This window comes from Bradyrhizobium sp. SPXBL-04 (assembly GCF_051853035.1).
In the GTDB taxonomy this organism is placed as follows: Bacteria; Pseudomonadota; Alphaproteobacteria; order Rhizobiales; family Xanthobacteraceae; genus Bradyrhizobium; species Bradyrhizobium zhanjiangense.
Map to the genome: position 1 here is coordinate 4,487,611 of NZ_CP182472.1, position 14,778 is coordinate 4,502,388.

Genomic DNA, 14,778 nt, shown 5'->3' on the forward strand with positions numbered 1-14,778 from the left:
GCGTCACTTTGCTTGATGAGCTTGCGGCTGCCCCTTCGACCACCAGGTCTCCGGCAAATAGCCGGACAGCGAAGTGGCCTTGGGCCGTTCTATCCGATTCCAGCGCGCGATCCATTGCTCGGATACGTTAAACAGGGGGATTGTGTAGAAGCCCGCGATCAGGGCGCGGTCGAGCGCGCGCACCGCCGAGACGAAATCCGTATGTTCACGGGCCTCCAGCAGGGCGGCGATCATGGCATCGACGGCGGGATCCCTGGCGCCCATGTAGTTGCGGGTCCCCGGATTGTCGGCGGCTGCGCTGCCCCAATAGAAATACTGCTCATTGCCGGGCGACAGCGACTGGTCCCAGCGATTCTGGATCATGTCGAACTCGTAAGCGAGCCGGCGCTGATCGAACTGTACGGGATCGACCGAACGAACGGTCGTCTCGATGCCGGCGCGCTTGAGGTCGCGCTGGAAGGCGAGCGCGACGCGCTCCTGGTCGCGGGTCGTGACCATGATCTCGAAGGTGAAGGGCGCCTTGGTCGCGCGGTTGCGCATCACGCCGCCGTCGAGATCGTAGCCGGCCTCGGACAACAGCTTCAGCGCGGCGCGCAGCGTGGTGCGGTCGCGTCCCGAGCCGTCGGTGACCGGCAGGCGGTAGCTGCCGTCCATGATGTCGGGCGGGATCTGCGCGGCGAAGGGTTTCAGCAGCACACGCTCCCGCGCATCCGCAGGGCGGCCGTAGGCTGATAGTTCCGAGCCGGCGAAATAGCCGGCGACGCGCGAATAGAGCCCGAAGAAATAGTTGCGGTTGACCAGCTCGAAATCGAACAGCAGCGTCAGCGCCTTGCGCACACGGATGTCGGCGAAGACCGGACGGCGGGTGTTGAACACCAGGAATTCCGAAGGCTGCGGCACCCCCGGCTTGATGGTGTCGCGGATCACTTCGCCGCTTCTGGCGGCCGGAAAATCATAGCCGTCGTGCCAGCGCAGGGGCTCGTGTTCGACACGGAAATCATAGAGACCGCGCTTGAACGCCTCGAACTGGCCGTTGGCCTCGCGAAAATAGTCGAGCCTGATCTCGTCGAAATTGTAGAGCCCGCGATTGATCGGCAAATCACGGCCCCAATAGTCGGGATTGCGGGTCAGCGTCACGCTGGCGCCTGGCTTCACCGCCGTGACACGATAGGGACCGGAGCCGACCGGGCCCGTCAGTGTCGTCTCCTCGAAGCTGGCGACGTCGACTGCATGCTTCGGCAGGATCGGCATCAGGCCGAGGATCAGCGGCAGCTCGCGGTCATTGGCATCGGTGAGGTCGAAGCGAACGGTGAGGGGATCGGGAGCCTCGGCCTTCGCGACCTTGGCGTAATACTGGCGGTGATTGGGACGGCCGTGATCGCGCAAGAGCTGCCAGGAGAACAGCACGTCTTCGGCGAGCACGGGTTTGCCGTCGGAGAAGCGGGCGCGCGGATCGAGGTGGAACGTGACAAAGGTCCGGTCGTCGTTGGTTTCGACGGTCCTGGCGAGCAGACCATAAAGTGTGAACGGCTCGTCCTGCCCGCGCGCGAGCAGGCTCTCGACCACGTAGCTCCGCACCTGCTGCACGGCCAACCCTCTCGCGATGAAGGGATTGAGGCTGTCGAAGGTGCCGAGAACGCCCCACGTCAAGCGTCCGCCTTTCGGGGCATCCGGATTGGCGTAGGGCACGTGGGTGAAATCGGCAGGCATCGCCGGCTTGCCGTGCATGGCGATGGCATGGGCTTCCTCAGCACGCGCGCCGCCTGCCGACAGCCCGACGGAGAGGGCCAAAACGAGGGCCGGGGCGAGACGGCAAAGGCGGCGTCCGGGGCCCTCGAAGAGGCGCTGGAACATGAACATCGGCACACGTTGATTCGAGGACCGGCGGGCCTGAATCCTATCACAGGGAATTTCACTGGGTGCAGCTGTGGATGTGGCCAAAGACGCTTGTCGGCATTGATCTTTTCGTCGGCCACGTTAAGAAGGCGGTCAATCGCGCAAGAGCGCCGAGCCCGTCACTTATCCGCCTCAATTGACGGGGAGAGAGCCGCGCCCAAGGCGGCCAGGTTCGGCGCTTCGGAGCGGTTCGGGCACTTCCCGTTCAGAAAGGGTTTTCCGCAATGAATTTTCGTTACTTGGCCGCGTCCGTCCGGCCGCGCGGGCGACTTCTCGCCTTGTTGACGGCGACGGCGTTGGCCGTTCCGGTTGCCGCCGAGGCCCAGACCCCGGCGCCGGCCCCAGGTGCCCCCAAGGCGGCTCCGGCCCCAAAAGCCGCTCCGAAGGCTGCCCCCAAGGCTCCGGCGCCCGCAGCGTCTCCGCAGGCCCAGCAGGCTCCCGCTCAGGGTGCTCCGGCGCAGCAGGGCGCAGCCCAGCCGGCTGATCAGCAGATCCAGCTGATCTATGCTCCCTGGACCAAGTTCTGCCTGAAGGGCCAGGACGCCAACGCCAAGCAGGTCTGCTTCACCGGCAAGGATGGTCGCATCGAGTCGGGCCAGCCGGTCATTGCCGCCGTGATCATCGAGCCGGAAGGCGAGCCCAAGAAGATCCTGCGCGTGACGCTGCCGCTCGGCATGCAGCTCGTGCACGGCACCCGCATCATCGTGGACAGCAACGCGCCGCTGCAGCAACCGTATGTGATCTGCTTCCAGAACGGCTGCATGTCGGACTACGAGGCCACGCCCGAGCTCATCAACAGCATGAAGAAGGGCCAGAATCTCGTTGTCCAGGCGATCAACGCCAACGGCGCGCCGCTGACGCTGCCGCTGCCGCTCGCCGGCGAATTCCAGAAGGCCTATGACGGTCCGCCGACCGATCCGAAGGTGTTCGAGGAAACCCAGAAGAAGCTCCAGGAAGAGCTTCAGAAGAAGGCCGAGGAGCAGCGCAAGAAGCTCGAGCAGCAGGGCACGCCTCCCGGCACAGCTGCGGCTGGTCAGAAGTAATCGGGATCACATCCCGAACATGAAAAAGGCGCTCGTTTCGAGCGCCTTTTTTACTGGCCGCTTGCTGGCGGCGAATTTCAGTTCAGCGACGGGTTGCGCGGGCGATAGCCGCCGGCCTTATCCTTGATGAAGATCTCGGCGACCTGTGAATGCCGGACCGGCTCGCCGGAATCGTCGGGCAACAGATTCTGCTCCGAGACATAGGCTACGTATTCCGACTCCGCGTTCTCCGCGAGCAGGTGGTAGAACGGCTGGTCCTTGTGGGGCCGCGCCTCCTCGGGAATCGACAGCCACCACTCCTCGGTGTTGTTGAATTCCGGATCGATGTCGAAGATCACGCCCCGGAACGAGAAGATCCGGTGGCGCACGACCTGTCCGATCTGGAATTTGGCTGTCCGCGCTTTAATCATCCCCCGTCGATAGACCAGGATTGTGGCCGATGCTAGTGGCCTTATCCGGAATTAACCTTCGCGTCAGGGGCGCATAGCCCCCAAGTCTTCAGAAAACACTTCAATAATGGTCGATATCCTCAATCTGGCTCTACCCTATTTCGGCTTGATCTTCGTCGGATTCGCCTGCGGCAAGACCAAATCCCTGCCGGAATCGGGCCTCGCCTGGATGAACTTCTTCCTGCTCTACGTCTCGCTCCCGGCGCTGTTGTTCGCAATCATGTCGAAGACGCCGTTTGCGGAATTGAACAATCCTCCGTTCCTGGTCGCAACCACGCTGTCGACGGTTGCGGCGTTCACGCTGGCGCTGGTGGTCGGCAAGATGCTCGGCCGGCTGTCGCTGCGCGAGGCGACGCTCGCCGGCCTCTCGGGCGGCTACGGCAATATCGGCTATATGGGGCCGGGCCTGGCGCTCGCGGTGCTCGGGCCGAAGGCGTCGGCGCCGACCGCGCTGATCTTCTGCTGCGACAGCATCTTCCTGTTCACGATCGTGCCGCTGTTGATCGAGCTGTCCGACCGTGACCATCCCTCGCTCGTGCACGCCTTCGGCGTGGTGCTGAAGCAGATCGTGCTCAACCCGCTGATTATGTCGGCCTGTTTTGGCGCGGCGGTGGCGGCGCTGCATATCGAGCTGCCGGTCGCGCTCGATCGCACCATCACCTTCCTCCAGAACGCTGCTGCCCCGACTGCGCTGTTCGTGCTCGGCGTGACCGTGGCGCTGCGTCCGTTCGACCGGGTGCCGTGGGAGGTGCCGGGCGTGATCGCGGTCAAGCTGCTGATCCATCCGCTCACGGCGTTCGGCCTGATGCTGGCGTTCGGCCCGTTCGCGCAGCCTTGGGCCGCGACTGCGATGCTGATGGCCTCATTGCCGCCAGCGCTGAATGTGTTCGTGATCGCCCGCCAGAACGATGCGTGGATCGAATCCGCATCCGTCGCGGTGCTGCTCGGCACCTTCGCATCCGTGGTCACGCTGACCAGCGTGATGTGGGCGATCCAGAGCGGGCGGCTGATGTTTCCGTAAGCGGCGGAACTGCTGTCAACACGAACGGTGCGCTCCCTCTCCCGCTCGCGGGGGAGGGTTGGGGAGGGGATGTCTCCGCGTTGGGATTGTCCGAAGAGGGCGGAGAAAATCCGACGCGGCGAAAACCCTCACCCGGTGCTACGCACCGACCTCTCCCGCAAGCGGGAGAGGTGCACCGAGCCCGCCGTGAATCCACCCTCACGCCATTCAGGCTTGGTAAACTCCCTATCGCCGCCACGTCGGCGTCAGGCCCTCGCGCATCGCAAAACGCCGGAGCGGGCCGATGGCGCCGAGCAGGTGCATGCCGACGGCGCGGACCGGCTGGAGCGGCAGGAAATCGTTGAGCAGCGAGCGATTGGCGATGTCGATCGCAAAGGTGCGGCTCAAAATGTCCGGACGCCGCGCCCGGTCGTAGCGCTTGAGCACGTCGGACGCGCCGGGATCCTGGCCCGCTGCGACGGCTTCGCCCGCGAGCCGGGCGATGTCGGCGGCATCGCGCAGGCCGAGATTGAGGCCCTGGGCGCCGATCGGGGGCACCACATGGGCCGCTTCCCCGACGAGCGCGACACGGTCACGGCCAAAGGATTTTGGACGTTCGATCGCCAGCGGGAACAGGTTGCGGCCGGGCTCGACCGTCATGCGTCCCAGAATCGAATGCGACTGCTTCTCGATCGCGGCGGATAGCTCCTCGTCGCTCAGGCCGCGCAGCCGTTCGGCCTCCGCGGGCGCTGCGACCCAGACGATGCTGGAGCGGTCGCCGGGCAGGGGGACGAACACGCAGGGACCATGCGGCGTGTGGAACTCGGTCGAGACATTGCGGTGCGGCCGCGCATGGCCGACGTTGAAGGTCAGCGCGGTCTGCGTCAGCTCGCGCCGCGTCACGGCGATGCCGGCCGCCTCGCGGCACAGCGAGTGCCGACCGTCGGCGCCGACCACGAGCCGGGCCGAGAGGAATTGTGCCGAGGCCGTGCGGATGGCGACGTCGCCGGCCTCGATCAAGATGCTTTCCGCCTCGTCGTCGAAACGGACGAGCTGGGGGAATTCGGCCGCGCGTTCTTCGAGTGCCAGCATCAGCGAACGGTTGTCGATGTTGTAGCCGAACGTGTCGAGACCGATTTCGTGACAGGAGAACCGGACCTCCGGGGCACGGAACAGCCGGCCGGTGTCGTCGACGAGCCGCATGACCTCGAGCGCGGCCGCCTTGTCCTTGCAGCGCGACCAGACGTCGAGGCTCTCCAGGAGATCGACGGAGGCACCGAGCAGTGCGGTGGTGCGGTTGTCGGCATAGGGCACGCGCCGCGCCACCAGCGCGGTCCGCGCACCCGCCTGCGCCAATGCGATCGCTGCTGCAAGTCCCGCCGGACCGCCGCCGACCACGGCGGTGTCATGGAGTGTCGATGCGTCTGTCATGGAACGACATTTGACATGGCCCGCGGCAAATTCAAGCCCGCTGATTTTGCTTGATTTTATGACGAATTGCGCGGCCGCGCGTCGCAATGGCGGATGTGCAAATCGGTGTCATTCTGGTAGCAGAAGTCATGGACAGCCAAGAGGATTCCCTGAAGCCCACCCCCGCGATCCGCGCTGCGGCGTTCTCGGTGCACATCTTCACCGCGTTCGGTGCGGCGGTCGCGCTGCTGGCGATGCTGGAGGCCGTGCGCGAGCACTGGGCGGCGATGTTTCAGTGGCTGGGCGTCGCTCTGATCATCGATGCGATCGATGGTCCGATCGCGCGCCGGCTCGACGTCAAGAACGTGCAGCCGAACTGGTCGGGCGACGTGCTCGATCTCGTGGTCGACTTCGTCACCTATGTCTTCGTGCCGGCTTACGCGATCGTGGCCAGCGGGCTGTTGCTGCCGGTCGCAGCTCCCTTGCTCGGCGTCGCCATCATCGTCACCAGCGCATTATATTTCGCCGATCTGCGCATGAAGGCGGACGACAATCATTTCCGCGGCTTCCCGGCGCTGTGGAATGCGGCAGCGTTCTATTTGTTCCTGCTGCACTGGCCGCCGCTCTGGTCGACGCTGCTGGTCGCCGCGCTCGTCGTGCTGACCTTCGTGCCGTTCCACGTGCTGCATCCGGTCCGCGTCGTGCGGCTGCGCTGGCTGACGATGTCGCTGATCGCGATCTGGGCGCTGCTCGGCCTCTACGTGCTGCAGATGGATTTCCGCGTCGGCACCGGCGTGACCGTGGTGCTCTGCGCCATCGCGCTCTGGATCAGCTTCAGCGATGCTCTGATACGATTGGTAAAATCCTTCGCATGATGCATCTCCTCACCAGCCCCGAAGCCTGGGCCGCGCTGCTGACGTTGACGTCGCTCGAGATCGTGCTCGGCATCGACAACGTCATCTTCCTGTCGGTGATCGTCTCGCGCATTCCGGAGAAGCAGGCGCACCGCGCCCGCCAGATCGGGCTCGCGCTGGCGCTGGTGTTCCGCATCATCCTGCTCAGCCTCCTGGTCTGGCTGATCGGCCTGACCGCGCCGGTGTTCTCGTTCGCCGGCTACGGCTTCTCCTGGCGCGACCTCATCCTGATCGGCGGTGGCCTGTTCCTGATCGCCAAGGCGACGCACGAGATCCACGGCGAGGTCGAAGCCGACGACGGCGAGGGCGACGAGAAGTCCGCCGGCAACGCCTTCTTCTGGGTGATCGTCCAGATCGTGATCATCGACATCGTGTTTTCGCTGGATTCGATCATCACCGCGATCGGCATGGCGCAGGACATCGAGATCATGATCGCGGCCGTCGTGATCGCCTGCCTGATCATGTACATTTCGTCGGGCCCGGTCTCACGATTCGTCGCGGAGCATCCGACCACCAAGATGCTGGCGCTGGCGTTCCTGGTGCTGATCGGCGTCGCGCTGGTCGCGGACGGATTCCAATTCCACATTCCGCGCGGCTATATCTATTTCGCGATTGCGTTCTCGGCGGCGGTCGAATTCTTCAACGTGCTGGCCAAGCGCAACCGCAGGAAAGCCGGCGCGCCGTCGGTCTAGCCGTTCCAATTGCGTCGAGTTGACAAGGCGGGCGCGATGTCTTTCGCTTGTTCGCGAGTAGGCCGAGAGCAAGACAACGAGGAGGTCAGGTGATGACCAAAGCCGTCCGTGTGCACCAGGTCGGAGGCCCTGAAGCCCTGGTCTATGAGAGCGTCGACGTGCCGGCGCCGGGCCCGGGCGAAGTGCGCATCCGCCAGCACGCGGTTGGTCTGAACTTCATCGACGTCTATTACCGCACCGGCCTCTACAAGGCGCCGGGACTGCCCTTCATCGCCGGCAACGAGGCCTCGGGCGAGGTCATGGCGGTCGGGCCCGGCGTGACGCATTTCCATCCCGGCGACCGCGTCGCCTACTACCACAATCTCGGTGCCTATACCGGCGAGCGCAACATCCCCTGGGAGAAGCTGGTCAAGCTGCCCGACCACATCACCCACGAGCAGGGCGCCGTGCTGATGCTGAAGGGGCTCACGGTCTGGTATCTCCTGCACAAGACCTTCAAGGTCGAGCCGCATCATCGCGTGCTGATCCACGCCGCCGCCGGCGGCATCGGCCTCTTGGCCTGCCAATGGGCGAGCGCGCTCGGGGCCCACGTCATCGGCACCGTCGGCTCGCGCGAGAAGGCCGAGCTTGCGGAGGCCAATGGCTGCGATCACGTCATCCTCTACAACGAGGAAGACTTCGTCGCGCGCGTCAAGCAGATCAGCCGCAACGAGGGTTGCGACGTCGTCTATGACGGCGTCGGCAAGGCCACCTTCCCGGGCTCGCTGTCCTGCCTGAAGCCGCGCGGCATGTTTGTTTCTTTTGGCAATGCCTCCGGTCCCGTGCCGCCGTTCTCGATCGCCGAGCTCAACAATCACGGCTCGCTGTTTGCGACGCGGCCGAAGCTCAACGACTATGTCGGCAAGCGCTCGGAATTGCTGGAAGGCGCCGACACGCTGTTCGCCGCCGTCATCAACGGCAAGCTGCATGTGCCGATCAACCACGCCTACGCGCTCAAGGACGCCGCGAAGGCGCATATCGATCTGGAAAGCCGCAAGACGACGGGCGCGTCGATCTTGAAGCCGTAGTTCTTCCGTCATCATCCGCTCTCGTGTCCCGGACGCGCTGCAGCGTTCTTACGCTGCTGCGCAGAGCCGGGACCTAGAAGGCGGCGCGGGACGCTGCGGAGAGATGGGCCCCGGCTCTGCAGCGCACCGCCGAAGGGGCGCTGCGCTGCGTCCGGGGCACGAGACAGATCCTAGGCCACCCGTCTTGCTGCACCCGCCTTAGTCAAAATCCCGTCGAGACAATCGATCATCTCGGCGATCTCTCCCTTCGTGACGTTCAGCGACGGCATGAACCGCAGCGTGTCGACCTGTGGCGCGTTGAGGAGCACGCCGGCTTCGAACGCTTGCGCGACGATGCCGGGCGCCATCGGCAGCTTGAGGTCGAGCGCGAGCAGGAGCCCGCGTCCCCGCACGCCGCCGAGACCGTGCCGGGCCGAGACCTTTTGCAGCTCGCTTTCGAGCAGGAGACCGGTCTCGGTCACCGCCTTCAGGAAGGCGGGCTTGCTGACCTCCTGAAGCACCGCAAGCCCTGCCGCGCACATGATCGGGTTGCCGTTGAACGTGCCGCCCTGATCGCCGTGCGCGAAGCAGGAGGCGCGTTCGGTCGCAAGCAGAGCGGCGAGCGGCACGCCGCCGCCGATGCCCTTGCCGAGCGTCATGATATCAGGCGAAATCCCCGTGTGCTCGTAGTGAAAGAGCTTTCCGGTCCGGCCCATGCCGGTCTGGATCTCGTCGAAGATCAGTAACAGGCCGTGCGCCGCGGTGAGCGCGCGCAGCTCTTGCAGGAACTGATCGGTCGCCGGCCACACGCCGGACTCGCCCTGGATCGGCTCGAGCATCACGGCGACGGTGTTGTCGTTGATCAGCTTCTCCACCGAGGCGATGTCGTTGAGTTTGGCCTTCTTGAAGCCGGCGACCTTGGGCTCGAACAGCGGCTCGAACGCCTTCTTGCCAGAGGCCGACATCGTCGCCAGCGTCCTTCCGTGGAAGCCGCCCTCGAAGCTGATGATCTCGAACGCGCCGTTCCTGTGCAGGCTGCCGTATTTGCGCGCCAGCTTGATCGCGCCCTCATTGGCTTCCGCGCCCGAGTTGGCAAAGAACACCTGATCGAACGCGCTGCCATCGACCAGCGCCTCGGCAAGCTTCAGGCTCGGCTCGTTGTAGAAGGCCGGGCTCGGCGTCAGCAGCCGCTTGGCCTGCGCGGCCAGCGCATCGGCGATCGCAGGTGGCGAATGGCCGAGGCAGTTCACGGCCCAGCCCTGCACGAAATCGAGATAGCGCTTGCGGCTGTCGTCCCAGAGGTAGGAGCCGGCGCCGCGGACGAACACGGCCTTGGGCCGTGCAGTGATGTCCATCAGCGCATCATACGGATGGGTGGCGGTGGTCATGTCGAACTCCTCTGGAGGCGGGTGGAAAAGACGCGCGAAAAAGCAAGAAGGCCGCACTTTGCGGGTGCGGCCTTCTCGAAAACTCTGCTGAATTCAGGCGATCAGCGGCGTCGTCGGACATGGCGCAACCCATCATCGTCGCGGGTGCGACGACGGAAAGCTGCGCGGCGGTGGGTCCGAGAGTTGATCATGGGCGCGTCCCTACAGCCGAACGGCAAGGCTTGTCAAGCGGACGGTTTGCGAAACACTCGCCCGGCGTGTGTCGGAACGGCGCGAAGAGCCGGACGTCACTCGCAGCTCATCGATAGCCCGGCCAGCAACCATCGCGCCGCTGGCGCGTTTGTGATTGAAGGACGCGAATTGGTTCGAACCGGACGCACCGCGGCTCAGACCAAGAGGGGCCGGGACCAACGAGACAGTATTCAGCCTTGTCCGACACGCCTTACCCGATCGACCTCGACAGCGTCCGCGGCGCGTTTCCGCCGGGCATCGAGGCGCCATCCCTGTTGCTCGACTTCGCCGGTTGGCTGAAGGGGCGGCCCTGGGGCAGCGTCGGCTGCTTCTCGCTGCAGGGCCAGTTCTCCGATCATGCGCCGATCGTCGACGGCAGTCCCTTGCGCGACAGGTTCTCGCTGTTCATGCGGTTGCCGGATGGCTCGGCAGTCGGCGGCTGGTATGGCGCCGGTCTCGACCGCGACAATCCGCCGATCGTGGGGCTGGGATCGGAGGGCGACTACGAATTGCTGGCGCCGAGCCTCGACGGGCTGCTTGCAAAACTGACGTCGCAGCAATTCGACAACGCCTGGAGCGATCTGAAGCCGCATGACGAGGTCGAGTGCCAGACGATCGAACTCGCGCAGTGGCTCGCTGGCCGGCCGTTAAGCGAAATAGCGGCGCCCGAGGATGCATCTTCGGAGCTGCCCGACTTTCGCGGCTTCGTGGAGAAGTGGAGCCGGGATCGCGAAGACTACTGGGCCAATCACCGGCTGATGGCCGAGCTCGGCTGGCGGCTGGCGGCGCATCTGCCGAAGGGCAAGAAGCCCTGGGATCAGACGCGCTTCGAGGTTGCGATCGTCGGCAAGCAGTACGAGGCGCGCGTCCTTTCGCGCGGGCCGCAGCCATTCGAGGAAGCGGCCTCGATCGAATCCCTTCTGCGCGATTTGCGCGAGCAGATGCGCCGCGCGCAGCCCGAGCTCGGGCTGTGGTACGCGATGCATTTCGGGCTCTATGCCGACGGCCGGATCATGCCGAATTTCGAATACGATGTGCGCCCGACGATCGAGGGTGAGCCGGCGAAATTATCCGAGGCACAGGCTGATCTTGCGCGGGCACCGCGTCCGGAGCGCTGGGTGCCGAAATGGCTGGTTTGATGGGGCTGCAGCCCCGGCGACGGTCCGCTCCCTCTCCCGCTTGCGGGAGAGGGCCGGGGAGAGGGGGCCTCTGCAGAGAGACACCAACGAGGAGAAAGCCTCACCCGGCGCTTCGCCGACCTCTCCCGCAAGCGGGAGAGGTTGCAGCGAGCCCGCGGCTAGACCGATCGCAACAGCGAAACGCCGTCAGAACCCCGCGACGCTGCCGTGCAGGTCGTATGCGTCGGCGCGCTCGATCTTGGCCGTCACGATCTCGCCGATGCGCAAGGGGCGGCGGCTGGAGAGATAGACCGCGCCGTCGATCTCCGGCGCATCGGCCTTGGAGCGGCCCTTGGCCACCGTCGGGCCGACCTCGTCGATGATGATCTGCTGGCGCGTGCCGACCTTGCGCTTCAGCCTGCGCGCAGAGATCTTCTGCTGGCGGGCCATCAGTGCGTTGTAGCGCTCTTGCTTGACCTCTTCGGGCACGGGGTTCTCGATCGCATTCGACGTCGCGCCCGCAACCGGCTCGTATTTGAAGCAGCCGACGCGGTCGATCTCGGCCTCATCCAGCCAGTCGAGCAGATAGGCGAAATCGGCATCGGTCTCGCCGGGAAAGCCGACGATGAATGTGGAGCGCAGAGCGAGATCTGGACATTCCTCGCGCCAGCGCTTGATGCGCGCCAGCGTCTTGTCCTGTGCTGCGGGGCGCTTCATCGCCTTCAGCACCTCGGGGCTCGCATGCTGGAACGGGATGTCGAGATAGGGCAGCACCTTGCCCTCATTCATCAGCGCGATGACTTCGTCGACATGGGGGTAGGGGTAGACATATTGCAGCCGGACCCAGGCCCCTAACTCGCCGAGCTCGCGCGCGAGGTCCAGGAATTTGGCGCGGACCTGGCGATCCCTCCACGGGCTCTCGGCGTATTTGAGATCGACACCATAGGCCGAGGTGTCCTGCGAGATCACCAGCAATTCCTTGACGCCGGCACCGACCAAGCGCTCGGCCTCGCGCAGCACGTCATTGGCGGGGCGCGAGACGAGGTCGCCGCGCAGCTTCGGGATGATGCAGAAGGTGCAGCGATTGTTGCAGCCCTCGGAGATCTTCAAGTACGCGTAATGGCGCGGCGTCAGCTTGATGCCCTGCGGCGGCACCAGGTCGAGATGCGGATTGTGGGCCGGCGGCAGGGCGCGGTGCACGGCATCCAGCACGCTCTCATATTGTTGCGGGCCGGTGATGGAGAGCACGCCAGGATAGGCCTGCTCGATCGCTTCCGGTTCCGCACCCATGCAACCTGTTACGATCACCTTGCCGTTCTCGGCCATGGCTTCGCCGATCGCCGAGAGCGATTCCTGCTTGGCGCTGTCGAGGAAGCCGCAGGTGTTGACGATGACGATGTCGGCCCCATCATGCTTGCGGGCGAGCTCATAGCCCTCGGCGCGCAGGCGCGTGATGATCCGCTCGGAATCCACCAATGCCTTGGGACACCCGAGCGATACGAAGCTGACCTTGGGCGCAGCCGTCTGATCCATATCTAAAACTGCCTGATTGACGGCCTGAGCTAGTCCCAATTGCCCACAATTACAACCCTTTGCAGGGCGTTCCGGCGTGCTATGGATGAATCACTGGTGGTGAGTGAGCTATGAGCGCCGAACAGTCGCCCAAAATCGTGATCGTCGACGAAAGCCCGATCCGGGCTGCAATCCTGGAGGAAGGATTGCGGGAGGCCGGATTCACGCAGGTCGTCCATATCCGCGAGATGCAGAGCCTGCTTGCCCGTATTTATGCGGTGGACCCCGACATCATCCTGATCGATCTGGAAAACCCCAGCCGCGACGTGCTGGAGGCGATGTTCCAGGTCAGCCGCGCCGTGAAGCGGCCGATCGCGATGTTCGTTGACCAGAGCGATTCAGCCTCGATCCAGGCCTCGGTCGAGGCGGGGGTATCGGCCTACATCGTCGACGGGCTGAAGAAGGAGCGCATCAAGCCGATCCTCGACCTCTGCGTGTCCCGTTTCAATGCCTTCGCGAAACTCCAGGAGGAGCTCGAGCGCACCAAGTCGCAGCTCGAGGATCGCAAGATCATCGAGCGCGCCAAGGGCATCCTGATGAAGGTGAAGGGCCTCACCGAGGACGAGGCCTATGTGCTGCTGCGCTCGACTGCGATGCGCGAGAAGAAGAAAATCGGCGAGATCGCCCAGTCGATCATCACCGCATCGGAGATGCTGAAATGACTGGACCGCTCCGTATCGGGTTCATCCCGCTGGTCGATGCCGCAGCCCTGATCGTCGCCGTCGACAAGGGATTCACCGCCGCCGAAGGGCTCGAGGTCGAGCTGGTGCGCGAGGTGTCCTGGTCCAACGTCCGCGACAAGCTCAATATCGGCCTGTTCGACGCCGCGCATCTGCTCGCGCCCGTCGCGATCGCATCCTCGCTCGGGCTCGGCCACGTCAAGGTGCCGATCGCGGCGCCCTTCAATCTCGGCATCAACGGCAATGCGATCACGGTGTCGCCGGCGCTGCATGCCGCGCTGATGGAGGAGATCGACGGCGACCGCTTCGATCCGATGGTCACCGCGAAGGCGCTGGCGAAGGTGGTCGCCAAGCGCCGCAAGGCCGGCGCGGAGCCTTTGACCTTCGGCATGACCTTTCCGTTCTCGACCCACAATTACCAGCTGCGGTTCTGGATGGCGGCGGCCGGCGTCGATCCGGACGAGGACGTCCGCCTGGTGGTGCTGCCGCCGCCCTACATGGTGGACAGTCTCAAGAGCGGCCATGTCGACGCATTCTGCGTCGGTGCACCCTGGAACTCGATCGCGGTCGATCTTGGCATCGGCCACATCCTGCATTTCGTCTCCGACATCCTGGCGCGCGCGGCGGAGAAGGTCCTGGCCGTCCGCCAGGTCTGGGCCGACAAGCATCCGGACGTGGTCGCTAGCCTCGTGCGCGCGGCGGTGAAGGCGGCCGAGTTCATCGAGCATCCGGAAAACCGGATCGAAGCGGCGCGGATTCTGGCGCAACCCGAGCGGATCGGCGTCGATGCCGAAGTCATCCAGCGCACCCTCACGGGACGCCTGAAGATTTCGCCTGATGGTACCTTCCGCGAGAGCGGCCGCTATCTCCTGGTCGGACGCGAGGAGGCAGGGCGCCCCGATCCGGTCCAGGCCGCCTGGCTCTATGCGCAGATGGTGCGGTGGGGGCAGGCGGCCTTGAGCCCCGATGGCGTTAAGACCGCCATGGCGGTGTTCAGGCCCGAACTTTACGACGCGGCCCTGGGCCGCCGCCCGCCCCAGGAAGCCCCGGCGGCATTTGGGGCCTTCGCCGGGCCTGTATTCGATGCCAACAACATTTTGGGGCACCTTGAGGCCTTCGAAGTGGGACGTTGGAAGGCCTGATTCGCTGCTGCATAAACTTTAGGCAATTTGGCGCATCGACTAAGTTTTGAGCCGAGTGCTCGAATTTCATGAGCCACTCCGGGATCGGAATGTTCCGGGATCTCCGCTAATTTCTTGAAATCACGACATCTTTCATTTCGCCGAAGCTGGCACGCAACTTGAATGTTGCACTGCGGCCAGCTTGTCACAGGTGACTG

Annotated in this window: 13 protein-coding genes; 8 read left to right on the forward strand and 5 right to left on the reverse strand. The window is 64.6% G+C overall.

All coding sequences use genetic code 11. From position 1 onward, the window contains the following. Positions 1 to 3: 3 nt before the first annotated feature. A complete protein-coding gene (locus tag ACNJX8_RS21200) occupies positions 4 to 1,860 on the reverse strand; it encodes an extracellular solute-binding protein (RefSeq protein WP_439361948.1) in 1,857 nt (618 codons plus the stop codon). A gap of 260 nt (positions 1,861 to 2,120) precedes the next feature. On the opposite strand from ACNJX8_RS21200, the gene ACNJX8_RS21205 reads away from it, so the two are divergent. Continuing rightward, a complete protein-coding gene (locus ACNJX8_RS21205; protein ID WP_439356647.1) occupies positions 2,121 to 2,939 on the forward strand; it encodes an invasion associated locus B family protein in 819 nt (272 codons plus the stop codon). 77 nt (positions 2,940 to 3,016) lie between these two features. Here ACNJX8_RS21205 and hspQ read toward each other — a convergent pair whose 3' ends face one another. Then, complete coding sequence (gene hspQ / locus ACNJX8_RS21210; RefSeq protein WP_091894475.1) at positions 3,017 to 3,349, reverse strand: heat shock protein HspQ; 333 nt, start codon at positions 3,347 to 3,349, stop codon at positions 3,017 to 3,019. Between the two features lie 106 nt (positions 3,350 to 3,455). Here hspQ and ACNJX8_RS21215 point away from each other — a divergent pair, with 106 nt between their 5' ends. Continuing rightward, positions 3,456 to 4,409 carry an AEC family transporter gene (locus tag ACNJX8_RS21215; RefSeq protein WP_128933840.1) on the forward strand — a complete coding sequence of 318 codons (954 nt, stop codon included), beginning with the start codon at positions 3,456 to 3,458 and terminating at the stop codon, positions 4,407 to 4,409. Between the two features lie 225 nt (positions 4,410 to 4,634). Here ACNJX8_RS21215 and ACNJX8_RS21220 read toward each other — a convergent pair whose 3' ends face one another. After that, positions 4,635 to 5,819 (reverse strand): UbiH/UbiF family hydroxylase, encoded by a 1,185-nt coding sequence (locus ACNJX8_RS21220; RefSeq protein WP_439356648.1) that lies wholly within the window; start codon positions 5,817 to 5,819, stop codon positions 4,635 to 4,637. Between the two features lie 86 nt (positions 5,820 to 5,905). Here ACNJX8_RS21220 and pcsA point away from each other — a divergent pair, with 86 nt between their 5' ends. The 3 genes from pcsA (at position 5,906) to ACNJX8_RS21235 (ending at position 8,471) form a co-directional block, all read left to right on the forward strand. Beyond that, positions 5,906 to 6,673 carry a phosphatidylcholine synthase gene (gene pcsA / locus ACNJX8_RS21225; RefSeq protein ID WP_439356649.1) on the forward strand — a complete coding sequence of 256 codons (768 nt, stop codon included), beginning with the start codon at positions 5,906 to 5,908 and terminating at the stop codon, positions 6,671 to 6,673. Beyond that, positions 6,670 to 7,404 (forward strand): TerC family protein, encoded by a 735-nt coding sequence (locus tag ACNJX8_RS21230; protein ID WP_128941187.1) that lies wholly within the window; start codon positions 6,670 to 6,672, stop codon positions 7,402 to 7,404. Before pcsA ends, ACNJX8_RS21230 begins: the two co-directional genes overlap by 4 nt. 92 nt (positions 7,405 to 7,496) lie before the next feature. Further along, the gene (locus ACNJX8_RS21235) at positions 7,497 to 8,471 is read left to right on the forward strand and encodes a quinone oxidoreductase family protein (protein WP_128933844.1); all 975 of its coding nucleotides are present in this window, start codon (positions 7,497 to 7,499) and stop codon (positions 8,469 to 8,471) included. A 170-nt stretch (positions 8,472 to 8,641) separates the two neighbouring features. Here ACNJX8_RS21235 and ACNJX8_RS21240 read toward each other — a convergent pair whose 3' ends face one another. Next, a complete protein-coding gene (locus ACNJX8_RS21240) occupies positions 8,642 to 9,838 on the reverse strand; it encodes an acetylornithine transaminase (RefSeq protein ID WP_439356650.1) in 1,197 nt (398 codons plus the stop codon). Between the two features lie 428 nt (positions 9,839 to 10,266). Here ACNJX8_RS21240 and ACNJX8_RS21245 point away from each other — a divergent pair, with 428 nt between their 5' ends. After that, a complete protein-coding gene (locus ACNJX8_RS21245) occupies positions 10,267 to 11,208 on the forward strand; it encodes a hypothetical protein (protein WP_439356651.1) in 942 nt (313 codons plus the stop codon). Between the two features lie 186 nt (positions 11,209 to 11,394). Here the strand turns inward: ACNJX8_RS21245 and rimO are convergent, their stop codons facing one another. Next, positions 11,395 to 12,720, reverse strand: a complete 1,326-nt coding sequence (gene rimO, locus ACNJX8_RS21250; protein WP_439356652.1) for a 30S ribosomal protein S12 methylthiotransferase RimO — start codon at positions 12,718 to 12,720, stop codon at positions 11,395 to 11,397. Between the two features lie 110 nt (positions 12,721 to 12,830). On the opposite strand from rimO, the gene ACNJX8_RS21255 reads away from it, so the two are divergent. Both ACNJX8_RS21255 and ACNJX8_RS21260 read left to right on the forward strand, forming a co-directional pair. Then, entirely contained in the window at positions 12,831 to 13,421 is a 591-nt protein-coding gene (locus tag ACNJX8_RS21255) for an ANTAR domain-containing response regulator (protein WP_008564898.1), read from the forward strand. Beyond that, positions 13,418 to 14,581, forward strand: coding sequence for a CmpA/NrtA family ABC transporter substrate-binding protein (locus ACNJX8_RS21260; protein WP_439356653.1), 1,164 nt, complete (start codon positions 13,418 to 13,420; stop codon positions 14,579 to 14,581). The genes ACNJX8_RS21255 and ACNJX8_RS21260 overlap by 4 nt, the downstream gene beginning before the upstream one ends. Positions 14,582 to 14,778: the final 197 nt, after the last annotated feature.

Bases quoted from the DNA above. Each gene is read 5' to 3' on its own strand.
- ACNJX8_RS21200 (WP_439361948.1), bottom strand. From the start codon at position 1,860: ATGTTCATGTTCCAGCGCCTCTTCGAGGGCCCCGGACGCCGCCTTTGC.
- ACNJX8_RS21205 (WP_439356647.1), top strand. From the start codon at position 2,121: ATGAATTTTCGTTACTTGGCCGCGTCCGTCCGGCCGCGCGGGCGACTT.
- hspQ (WP_091894475.1), bottom strand. From the start codon at position 3,349: ATGATTAAAGCGCGGACAGCCAAATTCCAGATCGGACAGGTCGTGCGC.
- ACNJX8_RS21215 (WP_128933840.1), top strand. From the start codon at position 3,456: ATGGTCGATATCCTCAATCTGGCTCTACCCTATTTCGGCTTGATCTTC.
- ACNJX8_RS21220 (WP_439356648.1), bottom strand. From the start codon at position 5,819: ATGACAGACGCATCGACACTCCATGACACCGCCGTGGTCGGCGGCGGT.
- pcsA (WP_439356649.1), top strand. From the start codon at position 5,906: ATGGCGGATGTGCAAATCGGTGTCATTCTGGTAGCAGAAGTCATGGAC.
- ACNJX8_RS21230 (WP_128941187.1), top strand. From the start codon at position 6,670: ATGATGCATCTCCTCACCAGCCCCGAAGCCTGGGCCGCGCTGCTGACG.
- ACNJX8_RS21235 (WP_128933844.1), top strand. From the start codon at position 7,497: ATGACCAAAGCCGTCCGTGTGCACCAGGTCGGAGGCCCTGAAGCCCTG.
- ACNJX8_RS21240 (WP_439356650.1), bottom strand. From the start codon at position 9,838: ATGACCACCGCCACCCATCCGTATGATGCGCTGATGGACATCACTGCA.
- rimO (WP_439356652.1), bottom strand. From the start codon at position 12,720: ATGGATCAGACGGCTGCGCCCAAGGTCAGCTTCGTATCGCTCGGGTGT.
- ACNJX8_RS21255 (WP_008564898.1), top strand. From the start codon at position 12,831: ATGAGCGCCGAACAGTCGCCCAAAATCGTGATCGTCGACGAAAGCCCG.
- ACNJX8_RS21260 (WP_439356653.1), top strand. From the start codon at position 13,418: ATGACTGGACCGCTCCGTATCGGGTTCATCCCGCTGGTCGATGCCGCA.